The organism is Mycobacterium sp. 852002-51152_SCH6134967 (assembly GCF_001667105.1).
In the GTDB taxonomy this organism is placed as follows: Bacteria; Actinomycetota; Actinomycetes; order Mycobacteriales; family Mycobacteriaceae; genus Mycobacterium; species Mycobacterium neumannii_A.
This window is the reverse complement of the sequence record NZ_LZIK01000036.1, coordinates 56456-70498: the sequence shown is the minus strand read 5'-3', so window position 1 is coordinate 70498 and position 14043 is coordinate 56456. Positions and strand designations below refer to the sequence as shown.

At 67.6% G+C, this 14043-nt stretch carries 11 protein-coding genes; 3 read left to right on the top strand and 8 right to left on the bottom strand.

The features are described 5' to 3' along the window. Positions 1-8 precede the first annotated feature (8 nt). On the bottom strand, positions 9-2426 hold the full coding sequence (locus A5790_RS11635; protein ID WP_066843880.1) for a phosphoketolase: 2418 nt from the start codon (positions 2424-2426) through the stop codon (positions 9-11). An 84-nt stretch (positions 2427-2510) separates the two neighbouring features. On the opposite strand from A5790_RS11635, the gene A5790_RS11630 reads away from it, so the two are divergent. Genes A5790_RS11630 through A5790_RS11620 form a run of 3 tightly spaced genes read left to right on the top strand, consistent with a single transcriptional unit; the run spans position 2511 to position 7158 of the window. Beyond that, the gene (locus A5790_RS11630) at positions 2511-3386 is read left to right on the top strand and encodes a TIGR03619 family F420-dependent LLM class oxidoreductase (protein WP_066843878.1); all 876 of its coding nucleotides are present in this window, start codon (positions 2511-2513) and stop codon (positions 3384-3386) included. Next, entirely contained in the window at positions 3383-5689 is a 2307-nt protein-coding gene (locus A5790_RS11625) for a CaiB/BaiF CoA-transferase family protein (protein WP_066843875.1), read from the top strand. Before A5790_RS11630 ends, A5790_RS11625 begins: the two co-directional genes overlap by 4 nt. Next, positions 5689-7158 (top strand): acetyl-CoA acetyltransferase, encoded by a 1470-nt coding sequence (locus A5790_RS11620; RefSeq protein WP_066843873.1) that lies wholly within the window; start codon positions 5689-5691, stop codon positions 7156-7158. Before A5790_RS11625 ends, A5790_RS11620 begins: the two co-directional genes overlap by 1 nt. On the opposite strand, the gene A5790_RS11615 is transcribed toward A5790_RS11620, so the two are convergent. The 7 genes from A5790_RS11615 to A5790_RS11585 form a co-directional block, all read right to left on the bottom strand. Then, positions 7159-7956, bottom strand: coding sequence for an SDR family NAD(P)-dependent oxidoreductase (locus tag A5790_RS11615; protein WP_066843869.1), 798 nt, complete (start codon positions 7954-7956; stop codon positions 7159-7161). It abuts the gene before it with no gap. Positions 7957-7977: 21 nt separating this feature from the next. Further along, positions 7978-8565: a hypothetical protein gene (locus A5790_RS11610; protein ID WP_066843866.1), complete on the bottom strand. Its 588-nt coding sequence runs from the start codon at positions 8563-8565 to the stop codon at positions 7978-7980. Between the two features lie 55 nt (positions 8566-8620). Then, the gene (locus A5790_RS11605; RefSeq protein WP_066843863.1) at positions 8621-9349 is read right to left on the bottom strand and encodes a DUF72 domain-containing protein; all 729 of its coding nucleotides are present in this window, start codon (positions 9347-9349) and stop codon (positions 8621-8623) included. A gap of 4 nt (positions 9350-9353) precedes the next feature. Beyond that, a complete protein-coding gene (locus tag A5790_RS11600; RefSeq protein ID WP_082961683.1) occupies positions 9354-10046 on the bottom strand; it encodes an endonuclease in 693 nt (230 codons plus the stop codon). Further along, positions 9982-10353, bottom strand: a complete 372-nt coding sequence (locus A5790_RS11595) for a TfoX/Sxy family protein (RefSeq protein WP_066843856.1) — start codon at positions 10351-10353, stop codon at positions 9982-9984. Before A5790_RS11595 ends, A5790_RS11600 begins: the two co-directional genes overlap by 65 nt. 73 nt (positions 10354-10426) lie before the next feature. Continuing rightward, positions 10427-12748 carry an endopeptidase La gene (lon, locus tag A5790_RS11590; protein ID WP_066843853.1) on the bottom strand — a complete coding sequence of 774 codons (2322 nt, stop codon included), beginning with the start codon at positions 12746-12748 and terminating at the stop codon, positions 10427-10429. A 168-nt stretch (positions 12749-12916) separates the two neighbouring features. After that, positions 12917-13921 carry an esterase family protein gene (locus A5790_RS11585; RefSeq protein WP_066843850.1) on the bottom strand — a complete coding sequence of 335 codons (1005 nt, stop codon included), beginning with the start codon at positions 13919-13921 and terminating at the stop codon, positions 12917-12919. Positions 13922-14043: the final 122 nt, after the last annotated feature.

Here is a 14043-nt window from a genome sequence, read left to right as displayed (position 1 = left end):
AATCCAGTCTAGCGGTCGTGTTCGCTGAGGGTGTCCTGCGACAGCGACGGCGCTTGGTAATCCGGGTCCCACGTCCACCCCGAGATCGCCGGATCGTCCTCGCCGTGTTCCCGGGTGTAGCGCCGGGCCGCCAGGCGCGCGTCGGCCATCTCCTGGCGCAGCCCGGCCACGCTGCTTCCCAGATTGGCGACGCGGTCGATCACGTCCATGACCAGGTGGAACCGGTCGAGATCGTTGAGCATCACCATGTCGAACGGGGTCGTCGTGGTGCCGCGTTCCTTGAAGCCGCGCACATGCAACTGGGCGTGGTTGGCGTGCCGGTAGGTCAGTCGGTGAATCAGCCAGGGATAGCCGTGATAGGCGAAGATGATCGGCTTGTCCTTGGTGAAGATCGACTCGAATTCGCGATCGGACAGGCCGTGCGGGTGCTCGGACTCCGGTTGCAGCCGCATGATGTCGACGACGTTGACCACTCGCACCTTGAGCTCGGGCAGCCGCCGACGCAGGATGTCGGCGGCCGCCACCGTTTCCAGGGTCGGGATGTCTCCGGCGCACGCGAGCACCACGTCCGGCTCCCCGGTCGTGTTGCTCGCCCACTCCCAGATCCCCAGACCGCGCGTGCAGTGCGCGATCGCCGAATCCATGTCCAGGTAGTTCAGCGCCGGTTGCTTTCCGGCGACGATCACGTTGACGTAGTGGCGGCTGCGCAGGCAGTGGTCGGCCACCGACAGCAAGGTGTTGGCGTCCGGCGGCAGGTACACCCGCACGACCTCGGGTCGCTTGTTGGCGACGTGGTCGATGAAGCCGGGATCCTGGTGCGACGCCCCGTTGTGGTCCTGGCGCCAGACATGTGATGTCAGAAGGTAATTCAGCGATGCGATCGGCGCCCGCCAGGGCATCTCCCGACTGCTGTTGAGCCACTTGGCGTGCTGGTTGAGCATGGAGTCGATGATGTGGATGAACGCCTCGTAGCAGTTGAACAGCCCGTGTCTGCCCGTCAGCAGGTATCCCTCGAGCCAGCCCTGGCAGAGGTGTTCGGACAGCACCTCCATCACCCGGCCCTCCGGGCCGAGGTTCTCGTCGTCGGGAGTGACCTCGGCCAGCCAGGCTTTGTCGGTCACCTCGAGGGTCGCCGACAGCCGGTTGGACGCGGTCTCGTCGGGTCCCATCAATCGGAATCGGTCGGCGTTACGCGCGATGACGTCGCGAAGAAACGTCCCGAGCACCCGGGTCGCCTCGGTCGATTCGGAGGCGGGGTCGTCAACCGGCACCGCGTAGTCGGTGAAGCGCGGCAGGTCCAGATCCTTGAGCAGGAACCCGCCATTGGCGTGCGGGTTGGCGCTCATCCGCCGCTGTCCGCGCGGGGCGAACACGCGTAGTTCGGGCAGTAGCGCGCCGTCCTCGTCGAACAGTTCTTCGGGCCGATAGCTGCGCATCCACTCCTCGAGCTGGGAGCGGTGTTCGGGGTTGGTGTGGGTGCCCGACAACGGAACCTGATGGGACCGCCACGTGCCCTCGACCTTCTTGCCGTCGACCTCCTGCGGGCCCGTCCAGCCCTTCGGTGTCCTCAACACGAGCATCGGCCACAGCGGCCGGCCCTGTTCACCGTCGAGGCGAGCGGCGCGCTGGATCGCGGCGATCTGATCGAAGGCCTCGTCGAGCGCCGTCGCCAGCTGCTGATGCACGTTGGCCGGATCGTCACCGGCCACGGTGATGGGCCGATAGCCGTAACCGAACATCAGCGACTCGAGTTCCTCCTGCGGAATGCGCGCGAGAACCGTGGGGTTGGCGATCTTGTAGCTGTTGAGGTGCAGGATGGGCAGCACCGCACCATCGGTGACCGGGTTGAGGAATTTGTTCGAATGCCAACTGGCCGCCAGCGGCCCGGTCTCGGCTTCGCCGTCACCGATGACACAGGCGACCACCAGGTCGGGGTTGTCGAACGCCGCGCCGTAGGCGTGCACCAGCGCGTAGCCCAACTCCCCGCCTTCGTGGATGGACCCGGGGGTCTCCGCGGCGACGTGGCTGGGGATGCCACCGGGGAAAGAGAACTGGCGGAACAGCTTTCGCATTCCCTCGGTGTCTTCGGAGATACCCGAGTACACCTCGCTGTAGGTGCCTTCGAGATACGCGTTGGCCACCAGGCCGGGACCGCCGTGTCCCGGGCCGGTGATGTAGATGACGTTGACGTCGCGGTCGCAGATGAGGCGGTTCAGGTGCGCGTAGACGAGATTGAGGCCCGGTGTCGTGCCCCAGTGGCCGAGCAACCGGGGCTTGACGTGCTCGGGCGCCAGCGGCTCGCGCAGCAGTGGATTGTCCAGAAGATAGATCTGGCCGACGGACAGATAGTTGGCGGCGCGCCAGTAGGCGTCGATCAGGTCGAGTTCATCGGCGGACAGCGTGGGGGACAGGGCCTCAGCAGTCATCTGACTCATCATCGTCGAAACGGGTGAACGGGTGTGCCACTCCTGTACCCGATGCGCGTGAAGCTACCCATTAGCCTGTCTGGCGTGTTGGGATTCGCAGTGCCGCAGTTCGGGGTGTCGGCCCGGGCGGACCTCGCGCGCTACGCGGCCAGCGCCGAAAGCCTCGGTGCGGACAGCCTCTGGGTGGGCGACCGCTTGTTGACCGCGGTGCACCCCAGCGTCGGCTACGCGGGTCAAGACACCATTCCCGAACAGTTCCGCGCCGGCCTGGACCCGTTCATCGCGTTGGCGGTGGTGGCCGCCGCGACGTCGCGCGTCCGGTTGGGTAGCAGCGTGTTCGTCGCACCGTGGTACCCACCGGTGCAGCTGTGCCGCCAGCTGACCGCCATCGATTTGGTCAGCGGGGGCAGGCTCGTTCCCGGTTTCGGGATCGGGTGGTCGCCGGAGGAGTTCCGTGCCGCCGGCGCCCCGTTCCGCGCCCGCGGCGCCCAACTGGACGAGGTGCTCGATGCCCTCGAGCAGCTGTGGACGACGAATCCCGTGGAACACGAAGGCAAGCGGTGGTCGATCCCGTTGTCGTGGGTGGACCTCAAAACGGTCCAGCAACCGCGTCCGCCGATCTATCTCGGCGGGTTCACTCCGGCGAGTCTGCGGCGCATCGGGACGCGCGGCGACGGGTGGCTCCCGGCCGTGCTGGTGCCCGGAGGCGTCATGCCCGAGTTCCTTGCGACGCAGCGCCGCGCCATCGACGACGCCGCCCGCCAGGCCGGCCGGGATCCGTCGGCCATACACACCTGTGTGCGCATCAATGTCGCCGGCGGCACACCGATCGATGCGGTCGCCGAGGCGGTGCGGACGCTGGCCGACGCCGGTTATCCGGACGTCTTCGTCGACCTGATGTACGTCGCCACCGACACCGACGACCACCTGCGGTGGGTCGAAAGTCTCCTGGCGGCATGAGCGAACCACTGCTGGCATCCGTGCGGGTGCTCGACCTCGGCGGCGCCGAATCCGACGGGGTGAGCCGGCTCTATGCCGACCTCGGAGCCGATGTCCTGAAGATCGAGCCGCCCGGTGGGCGGTCCGACCGGCAGGCGCTGCCGGCCGTGGCCGGAGCGAGTATTGCGTTCCGCTTGCACAACGCGAACAAGCGGTGCGCGATTCTGGACCCCGCCAGCCCCGACGGCCGCCGGGCGCTGCGGGATTTGGCGGGCACCGCAGATATCGTCGTCGACGGCGGAAAGCCCGGCGGGGTAGGCGCATTCGGAACATCATGCGCCGCCCTGGCTCAACAGTTCGGCCACCTCGTCGTGTTATCGGTCACGGACTTCGGCACCGACGGGCCGTATGCCTCGTGGCGGGCCACCGACGCCGTGTTGTACGCGTTGTCGACAGCACTGTCGCGTACCGGGCCGACGGACGGCACCCCGGTGCTTCCCCCGATCGGACTGGCATCGGGAACCGCTGCGACACAGGCGGCATGGGCGGCGCTGGCCGCCTACTACCACCGGCTACGGACTGGGACAGGCGATTACATCGACTGCTCCCGATTCGAGGCGGTGCTCCAGTCGCTGGATCCGCCGTTCGGATCAGAAGGTCAGGCGGCCGTCGGCGTCAAGAGGACCACCGAAATCTGGCGCGGCAGGCCACGCAACCAGAACATCTATCCGATCTTCGCCTGCAAGGACGGGCATGTCCGGATCTGCCTGCTGTCCCCGCGTCAGTGGCAGGGCATGCGCGCCTGGCTGGGTGAACCCGAACAGTTCGCCGACCCCAAGTTCGACACGATCGCGGCGCGCTATGCGGCGTCTCGCGAACTCAACGCCTTGATCGGCGATTTCGTCGCGAACCAGACCATGGAGGCTCTGGTCACCGAGGGACAAGAGCGGGGCGTTCCCATCGCCGCCGTGCTCACCCCCACGGAGACGCTGGCCTCCGAGCACTTCCGCGCGGTCGGTGCGCTGACCACCGCCGAGTTCGCCCCGGGCGCCGATGTCGTCGCCCCGGTGGGACCGTTCGTCGTCGACGGCCATCATCGCGGCCTGAGGTGGTTGGCTCCCGCTCCCGGCGCTGACGAACCCGCCTGGGCCACAGCGTCATCGGTGACAGCATCGCAGGGCACGGTCGCGCCGCAGCGTCCTTTCGAGGGGATGCGCATCCTCGACCTCGGCGTCATCGTCGCCGGGGGCGAGCTGGGCAGGTTGTTCGCCGACCTCGGCGCCGAGGTGGTCAAGATCGAGAGCGCCGCCTATCCCGACGGGCTGCGCCAGGCCCCGCCCGGTCAGGTGATGAGCAGGTCCTGGGCGCTGACCCACCGCAACGAGCAGAGCCTGGGGCTCGACCTGCGTTCGCCCGCGGGCTCCGACCTGTTTGCCCGCCTGGTCAGAGGCGCCGACGCCGTGTTCGCCAACTTCAAGCCGGGAACGCTTGCGTCGCTGGGGTTCTCCTATGACCGTCTGCGGGAGCTGAATCCGCGCATCGTGCTCGCGGAGAGCAGCGCCTTCGGCGCGGCCGGTCCGTGGAGCTCGCGCATGGGGTACGGGCCGCTGGTGCGGGCCACCACCGGGGTCACCGCGTTGTGGGCGTCTGCCGACGGCGGCTTCTACGATGCGACGACGATCTTCCCGGACCACGTGTCAGCGCGGCTCACCGCGATCGCCGCACTGGCTGCGCTGATCCGGCGCGAGCGAACCGGACAGCCCGCACACGTACACGTCTCGCAGTCCGAGGCCGCGGTCAGCCAACTGGCGACCCGCTACGTCACCGAGTCCGCGCGTGCGGCAGGCCTGCCCGTCGTCGACGACACAGCGGCGCACGGTGTGTACCCGTGCGCCGGTGACGACGAGTGGTGCGTGATCTCGCTGCGCTGCGAGACCGACCACGCCGCACTGGGATCGGTCACCGGCGGCGTCGACACCGCGGAATGGACCCGTACCCGCGACAAGACCGTGGTGGCGCGCACTTTGCAGGACGCCGGGATCGCCGCCGCGCCGATGAACCGTGCCGTCGATGTGCCTGCCGACCCGCAGGTGCGTTACCGAAAGCTGTACTCCGACATGGAGCATCCACTTTTCGATGCGCCCATGCTCACCGAAACGGGACCGGCGCCGTACACGAACATCCCTCCCGCCCTGCTGAGGCCCGCGCCGATGCCGGGGGAGCAGACCAGAGAGATCTGCCGGCAGATCCTCGACATCCCCGCCGAGGAGACCGATCGGCTCATCGCCGACGGCACGCTCTTCGCATACCGAGAAAGGCCGTGATGGAAGCCAGGACGCCGGTGTTGGTCGGCTACGGACAAGTCAACCAGCGCGACGAGAACCCCGACGTGTCGCCGATCGACCTGATGGTCGCGGCCGCACGCCAAGCAGCGGACCCCAGGGTCCTCGAGGCAGCCGACTCGGTTCGGGTGGTCAATCTCCTTTCGTGGCGGTACCGCGATCCGGGATTGCTTCTCGCGCAACGCCTCCACGCCGTCAACGCCGCGACCCGCTATACCGGGGTCGGCGGTAATACGCCGCAGTCGCTGGTCAACGAGGCGTGCCGAGACATCCAGAACGGTCGGGCCGAGGTGGTTCTGATCGCGGGCGGTGAGACCTGGCGCACCCGAAGCCGGCTGCGCGCCAAGGGCGTGCGGCCGGACTGGCCGCGCCAGGACGAGTCCGTCCCGATGGCCGAGGGCGCCGACGAAGGGGTCCCGATGGCCGGGCCCGCCGAAATCAAGATCAGCCTGGACCGGCCCGCCTACGTCTACCCGATGTTCGAGCAAGCCCTGCGTATCGCCGCGGGCGAGTCCGACGAGGAGCACCGACGCCGGATCGGTGAGCTGTGGGCACAATTCAGTGCGGTCGCCGCGAACAACCCCCACGCGTGGGTCCGAGATGCGGTGCCGGCCGAGCAGATCTGGCAGGCCGGACCGGGCAACCGGATGATCAGCTGGCCCTATCCGAAGCTGATGAACTCCAACAACATGGTCGACCAGGCCGCGGTGCTGGTGCTCACCTCGGCAGACAAGGCCACGCATCTGCAGATCCCCAGGGACCGTTGGGTGTTCCCGTACTCGGGCACCGACGCGCACGATACCTATGCGATCGGCGAGCGCGCGGAGTTCTCCGCGTCTCCTGCGATTCGGATCGGGGGGCGGCGGGCCCTGGAACTGGCCGAGGTCGGCATCGACGATGTCGGGCTCGTCGACGTCTACTCGTGCTTCCCTTCGGCGGTTCAGGTGGCCGCCAACGAGCTTGGCCTCCCGATCGCAGACCCCGCCAGACCGCTGACGGTGACTGGCGGGCTGACCTTCGCGGGCGGGCCATGGAACAACTACGTGACCCACTCGATCGCGACCATGGCCGAACGACTCCTTGCCGCCCCCGGCCAGCTCGGGTTGATCACCGCCAACGGCGGATACCTCACCAAGCACAGCTTCGGCATCTACGGCACCGAGCCGCCGCCACACGAGTTTCGTTGGGAGGACGTGCAATCGGAGGTTGACCGCGAGCCGGCCCGAACGGCGCTCGTGGACTGGGCCGGGGTGGGCACCGTGGAGACGTGGACGACACCGTTCGACCGCGAGGGCTCACCGGAGAAGACGTTCCTCGCGGTCCGCACCCCCGACGACGAGCGGGTGCTGGCGGTCATCCCAGACGCGGCGGGGGCGGCGGCGACGGTCGACGAGGACATCTCGGGCGCGAAGGTCCAGGTCAATCCGGACGGTACTGCCGCGTTGCGGTAGTCAGTCGAGGTCTGCCAACAGCGCGTCGATGCGCTGGCGGGCCGCCTCCGCCGCGCCCGGCCCGACGACGGCATGGACCCGACCGGCCTCCACCGCGGCGATCGCGGCATCGGCGACCACGGCAGGGCTGATCGCACCACGCATCGCGTCATCGTTCCGGTCGTCGGGGACGCTGACCGCCCCCGGCGGGGTAAGACTCGCCGAGTTGGGTCCCAGCGGCGTGTCCACCAGATCGGGGCACAACACGGTCGCACCCATATCGCTTGAGACGGAGCGCAGTTCGATGTCGAGCGTCTCCGTCAATCCGACGACGGCGTGCATGGTCGCGTTGTACGGCCCGAGGTGGGGCAGCGGGATGAGCCCGCCCGCGGACGCGGTGTTGAGGAAGTGCCCGGAGCGTTGCGCGACGAACAGCGGAGTAAAGGTCTTCACCCCGTGTACGACACCCATCAGCTTGACGTCTATCAGCCACCGCCACGTCTCGATCCGCTGCTCCCACACCGGCGTCTGTTCGCACACCACCCCGGCGTTGTTGCACACCAGATCGACGCGTCCGAAGCGGTCCAAAGTGTGCGCCGCCAGCGCATCGACATCGGCCGCGTCACGCACGTCGACGCGTACCCCGGCCACTGCCCCCTCGTGACCGGACAGGGCGTCGACCGCCGCGGGTATCGCATCCTCACGGATGTCGGCGATCACCACGGCGACGCCGCGACCCACCAGATGCGTGGCGAGCGCCAAACCGATTCCACTGGTTCCGCCGGTGACGACGGCGACCTGTCCGGGCTCGATCCTCATGCGGGCCTGCCTTTCTCGTCGCTACGGTGCGTTCGCGGGCACCTCGGTGTATCGCGGCTGAAAACCCTCGGGGGTGAAGGTGAATCCCTTGCCGGTCACCTCGCTCATGCACGAGACGCCCGCGTCCTGCACATTGCAACGGAACCCGGCGACAGCCAGGATCCGGTTGAATTCCAGCACCTTCGCGTCGTCGAGGACGAACTGCGCCTGCTCCAATGCCGCGAAGCGGGGTTCACCCTCGCGCTCGACGATGATCGCGTTCGGCGCGACCTGGTCACCGGCGCCGTTGTCCACCGTGTCCGGTTCGCCGGTGATGTTCATGCTGGACAGCGGGGAGGCGGCCGACTGGCAGCCCGCCCTGTCACGCGGTATGACGGCGCACGCCCAGCGTCCACTCGGCGTGGTGAAGAAGTAGACGGCCGACCCGGCTGGATGCGCGACGTAGTCGAATGCGTCGACCAGGTGCGCGCTGTTGGGCGGCGGGGCAGGCGCTTCGGAGGTCGTGGAGGTCGGCGACGCCACGAACGGTTCGTCGGTGGTGACGATCCGCTCGGCCGAGCACCCCGCGACCAGGATCGCGACGGCCGACATCAGACATAGGACACGCATCTCGGCTCCTAAGCGTGCCGGAACCGGTTTTCGTCCGCGCAGCGGGGGTGGCCGATCAGCCGGCCAGCATCGCTTTGAGCTTCTGCGCGTTCCAGACCGCGTGCCCACCCAGGTCGTTGTTGAAATAGACCAGCGTCCGTCTGCCTTCGTTCTCCCACGCCGAGATCCGGTCGGCCCAACGCCGCAACGCATCGTCGGGGTAGGAGCCCGCATACATCGAATCCTGGTCGGGGCCGTGCATCCGGATGTACACCAGCTCACTGGTCGCCCGCGGGACACAGCGCAGACCCGCACCGCTCATCACCACGTAGGCGGCGCCGTGGCGCTCCAGCAATGCGTAGACCGAGGGGTCGTCCCACGACGGATGCCGCAACTCCATCGCCACCGGAATGTGATCGGGCATGAGCTTGAGGAAGTGGTCCAAGCGGGCGTCGTCGCGCTCGAGTTCCGGGTGCAGTTGCACGAGCAACGCCTCGCTGCGGTCACCGAGCAACTCCCAGCACCGGTCGAAGCGCTCGACCCACGGCTCCGGCTCCCGTAACCGGCGGTAGTGCGTGAGTCCGCGTTGGGCCTTCACCGACATCGTGAACCCGTCGGGCAGCCGCTGTCGCCAACCGGCGAACGCGCTGTCCTTCGGCCAGCGGTAGAAGCTGGCGTTCAGTTCGACGGTGTCGAACTCCTCGACGTAGCGGGCCAGCCGTTTGGCCGTCGGCAGCCCCGCCGGGTACAGGACGTCCTTCCAATGGTCATACGACCACCCGGAGGTGCCGATCCGGATCACCATCGCGTCATTCCCGCGCCATGACGGCGTCACGCAGGTCGTTGTCCAGCGACACCTTGACCAAGGCGCCGGCTAGCTTTGCACACTTGCGCGGCGCCAGCGCGGCGAGCTCGTCGCTGCCACTTGGCAATCCGAGCTTGCGCGCGGTACTGCTGGCGCGCGCGTCGAAGTAGGGGCGGATCCATGTCCAGGTGTCCTGGACCTCCCGCAGGAAGATGTCGGCGCCGGTGTCGCCGATACCCTTGAATCCCTTGAGCGAACGCGTCAGCGCGGTCGCGTCGTGATCCTCGGTCCCATCGAGATTGCGTAAATCCCCGCCGTATTCGTCGACAACGCTCTTGGAAATATCGGTGAGTCTGGTCGCCGAGCTTTCGTCGTACCGAACGTAGTGAGCACGGCCGAAGGCGCGAATCATTTCGGCGCGGTCGGCGTCGAGGACGGCCTTGGGGGTGCGCAGACCCGCGCGGAACAACTCCCGCGCGGCTTCGACCGCGATCGAGGCATCGATCGGTTTGCTCGACAGCATGCACAGGGCTAGCAGCTGAAAGAGCGGCATCGGCTTGTCCGCCAACCGGATACCGGCGTCTTCGGCATAGGTCGCGCCCGCCTGCTCGAGGAGGCGCTTGACCAGCTTCTTACGTGCTGCGGCGTCCACGTCGGCTGGCGTACCCGCGCTCTTTCGGGGGCAAACTCTTGGCATAGCCGGCCCCGCGGATGACCCACGGTCGCAGTTGCCGCTTGGTGACCAGCCCTGCGCCGTCCACCCGCAGCCATCCGCGCATCTCTCTGCCCGCCATCACCATCGGTGCGACGTGTTCGCGCGACAACAGCTTCGCGGTGTCGTCCGGCGGCACCCGCACCATCAGGCCGCCTTGACCGCTGGCGGCCAACGCCATGTTGCCGCCGATCAGGAAGGCCAACCCACCGAACATGGCCTTCTCCTCGACTCCTTGTTCGCCGCTGAGCAGTTCGCGAATGCGGTGAGCCAGGTCCTCGTCGTACGCCATACGACGACCGTATCGCTCAGGGTCGTGACCTGCGATCGATCACGACCCTGAGCGCGGTCCTGCGGTCCTGCGGTCAGGCGGCCGCGGTGGCCGCGACCTCTGCGGGCTGCAGAGCCTGCGCGACGATGTCGGCAACGTCGGTCATCGGCTTGACCTCCAGCGCGTCGAGCACGTCGGCCGGGACGTCATCCAGGTCGGGCTCGTTACGCTGCGGGATGAAAACCGTTGACAGCCCGGCCCGTTGCGCCGCCAGCAGCTTCTGCTTGACGCCGCCGATGGGCAACACTCGACCGTTCAGCGTGACCTCGCCGGTCATCCCGACGTCGGCGCGGACCTGACGACCGGTGGCCATCGACACCAGCGCGGTGACCATAGTCACGCCCGCCGACGGACCGTCCTTCGGCACGGCGCCCGCGGGCACGTGCACGTGGATGCGACGGTCCAGAACCTTGGGGTCGACGCCCAACTGCTCGGCATGCGAGCGCACGTAGGACAACGCAATCTGCGCGGACTCCTTCATGACCTCGCCCAACTGCCCGGTCAGTTGCAACCCGGGCTCACCGTCGGTCGCCCCGGCCTCGATGTAGAGCACATCGCCGCCGAGGCCGGTGACCGCCAACCCGGTGGCCACACCCGGCACCGCCGTGCGCTCGGCCGATTCCGGCAGGAAGCGCGGACGCCCCAGGTACTCAACGAGATCCGGCTCGTCGACGGTGAGGGTGGTGATGTCGCCGGCAGCCAACTTCGTCGTCACCTTGCGCAGCGCCTTGGCCAGCAGCCGCTCGAACTGACGCACCCCCGGCTCGCGGGTGTAGTCCGCGGCGATCTTGCGCAGCGCCGCCTCGGTGACGATCACCTCGTCCTCGGTCAGCGCCGCCCGCTCACGCTGCCGGGGCAGCAGGAAGTCGCGGGCGATGGCGACCTTGTCGTCCTCGGTGTAGCCGTCGATCTGCACCAGTTCCATGCGGTCCAGCAGGGCCGACGGGATGTTCTCGATGACGTTGGCCGTCGCCAGGAACACCACGTCCGACAGGTCCAGATCCAGGTCCAGGTAGTGGTCGCGGAACGTGTGGTTCTGCGCCGGGTCCAGGACCTCCAGCAGCGCCGCCGCGGGGTCCCCGCGGAAGTCGGAGCCGACCTTGTCGATCTCGTCGAGCAGCACCACAGGGTTCATCGAACCGGCCTCGCCGATGGCACGCACGATGCGACCGGGGAGCGCACCGACGTAGGTGCGCCGGTGGCCGCGGATCTCGGCCTCGTCGCGCACGCCGCCGAGGGCAACGCGAACGAACTTGCGGCCCAACGCGCGTGCGACGCTCTCACCCAGCGAGGTCTTGCCGACACCGGGGGGACCGGCCAGCACCATGACCGCACCCGAACCGCGCCCGCCGACGACCTCCAACCCGCGCTGGGCGCGGCGTGCCCGCACAGCCAGGTACTCGACGATGCGGTCCTTGACGTCCTCGAGGCCGTGGTGATCGGCGTCCAGAATCTCCCGCGCCGTCCTCAAATCGGTGGAGTCCTCGGTGTGGACGTTCCACGGCAGGTCGAGCACGGTGTCCAGCCAGGTGCGGATCCAACCGCTCTCCGGGCTCTGATCACTCGCGCGCTCGAGCTTGCCGACCTCGCGCAGCGCGGCCTCGCGCACCTTCTCGGGCAGATCCGCGGCCTCGATGCGGCCGCGATAGTCGTCGGAGCCGTCGGGTTCGTCCTCGCCGAGCTCCTTGCGGATGGCATTGAGCTGCTGGCGCAGCAGGAATTCCTTCTGCGTCTTCTCCATGCCCTCACGGACGTCTTCGGCGATCTTCTCGTTGACCTCGACCTCGGCCAGCTGAGCACCGGTCCACTCGATCAGCGCACGCAACCGCTCGGCTACGTCCGGCGTCTCGAGCAGCTGACGCTTCTGAACCTGGGTCAGGTACGACGCGTAGCCCGCGGTGTCGGCCAGCGCCGACGGATCGGAGAGCTGGTTGACGAAATCGATGATCTGCCAGGCTTCACGCCGCTGCAGCATCGCCAGCAGGAGCTTCTTGTACTCGGCCGCGAGCTTGAAGGCCTCCTCGGTCACCTCGGATTCGTCGACCACGGTCACCTCGACCCACAGCGCCGCGCCGGGTCCGGTGGCGCCGGCGCCGATGTGGGCACGGCTCTCGCCCCGCACCACCGCGGCGGGTCCACCGACCATGCGCCCGATCTGCACGATCGAAGCCAGCACCCCGTGCGAGGGATAACGGTCCTCGAGGCGGGGAGCGATCAGCAGTTCTCCGGACTCGCTCGCGCGGGCGGCGTCGACCGCGGCGCGCGCGGCCTCGTCGAGCTCGATCGGCACCACCATCCCGGGCAGCACGATCGACTCGCTCAGGAACAAGACCGGAACAGTCTTGGCTTCAGCCATCAATCCTCCAAAGTTTGAGTCTGTTGCGCTCAACCTTGGGATGACCTGATTTGTTCCCTCACCCGTCGCGCGGTGTACGCGCACCGCGAAACACCCCCGAGACGGCAGGAAGCCTGCCGTTCGGGGTAAACGGCAGGCTCCCTGTGTGGGTGGATCTATGCGGTGCGGTTACGCACTGGCCTGTGCACCCAGCACCCGCTGGATGTCAGGCTTCATCATCTCCAGCTGCTGACCCCAGTAGCCCCAGCTGTGAGTCCCCTGTGCCGGGAAGTTGAACACCCCGTTGGTGCCACCCGCCGCGACATAGTTGTCCTTGAAGGTGACGTTGGTCCGCAACGTGAAGCCTTCGAGGAACTGGGCCGCCATCAGGTTCTGGCCGGCCGCGCCGCCATCGAGATCCGACGGCGTACCGGTGCCGCAGTAGATCCAGATGCGGGTGTTGTTGGCCACCAGCTGGTTGATGTTGATCATCGGGTCGTTGCGCTTCCACGCCGGATCCGATGACGGACCCCACATGCTCTCGGCGTTGTACCCGCCCGCGTCTTGCATCGCGAGACCGATCAGCATCGGCCACCAGCCCTCGGACGGGTTGAGGAAGCCCGACAGCGAAGCGGCGTAGATGAACTTCTGCGGGTGGTAGATCGCGTACGTCAGCGCGCTGCTGCCGGCCATCGAAATACCCACCACGGCATTGCCGTTCTGCGACACGCCCCTGTTGGCTTCCAGCCACGCCGGGAGTTCCTGGGTCAGGAACGTCTCCCACTTGTAGGTGTAGTCCTGGCCGTTACCCCGCGACGGCTGGTACCAGTCGGTGTAGAAGCTCGACTGTCCGCCGACCGGCATGACGACCGAGAGCCCGGACTGGTAGTACCACTCGAAGGCCGGGGTGTTGATGTCCCAACCGTTGAAGTCGTCCTGGGCGCGCAGGCCGTCGAGCAGATACACCGCATGCGGTCCACCGCCCTGGAACTGGACCTTGATATTGCGGTTCATCGCGGGGGAGAACACGTCGAGATACTCGACGGGCAACCCGGGCCGCGAGAACGCTCCCGCAGTGGCCGAACCCCCGGCGAAGCCGATCAGCCCGGGCAGCGCCGCCACGGCGAACGCCGCCACCGCCATTCGGCGAAACAGTTTTGTACCGGTACCCCGGCACCTCTCCAAAATCTTCATAACGGCAACCAACCCACCTTTCATCGCTTCCACAAGCAATTGCCGTTTGCTGTGCGTGAGTAATGAAACACGCACTCGCACCGCCGATGTCGACCCGACATGCGGTTGCCACATCGCGGTTG